This window comes from Mangrovihabitans endophyticus, from assembly GCF_014646155.1.
GTDB classification, from domain to species: domain Bacteria; phylum Actinomycetota; class Actinomycetes; order Mycobacteriales; family Micromonosporaceae; genus Actinoplanes; species Actinoplanes endophyticus.
Genome location: NZ_BMMX01000139.1, coordinates 1 through 739, shown reverse-complemented (window position 1 = coordinate 739; position 739 = coordinate 1). Strand labels below are relative to the sequence as shown.

Genomic DNA, 739 nt, shown 5'->3' with positions numbered 1-739 from the left:
ACACAACGCTTTTTCTCCCACTTCAATAGCGCATTCCAACGAATTTTTAATGACACCTTCTTTTTTCAATCGGTCTAACTCTTCATTAAAGGCAGAGCGCAAGGCTAAAACGGCTTCAAAATTTTCTGGTTTTTTAAACTCTTTAAGGTGGAGTTTTTCTGAAACGATAATGTCTTTTAAATCAAACACATCTTTGGCTTGTAAAAAAATGCGAAGCGCTTGGCTATGCGCTAAAACTTCTTCAATCGTGTGCGTTAAAATCGGGGCTAAAAAGTAGCACAATTTACTAGCCGCAGCGAGTAAGACCATTTGAATGGCTTGGCGTTTTTCATTATTTTTGCTATCGCAATACAAGCTATCCTTACAAGCGTCTAAATAAATCCCGCTCAATTCATTGGTAACAAACGCCATTAAAATATTCAAGCCTTTCACAAAATCATGCTCTTCAAACGCGCTATTGACTCCAGCGCTTATGGTTTCTAAAGCCTCTAATATAAAATGATCTAAAGGGCTGAAGTTATGGGAGCGTTCTAAATTCTTAAGATCCATATCGCTAAAATTAGCGAGTAAGAATTTCAAAGTGTTGCGGAATTTTTTATAATGCTGTTCTGTTTGGGTGAAAAAGGTTTGAGAAACCCTCAAATCGTTTTGGTAGTCATTAAACGCTACCCACAAGTGCACCACATCGCTCCCATGCGTTTTGAGCAGCTTGTCCAAAGACACCACATTGCCCTTAGAC

The 739-nt window shown here is 38.6% G+C and carries 1 protein-coding gene; it reads right to left on the bottom strand.

Features of this window, described 5'->3' with window-relative positions:
* Positions 1-717 (bottom strand): class I tRNA ligase family protein (locus IEY73_RS34615; protein ID WP_229716432.1); only part of this gene is annotated, 717 nt, incomplete at its 3' end.
* Between the last annotated feature and the right edge of the window lie 22 nt (positions 718-739).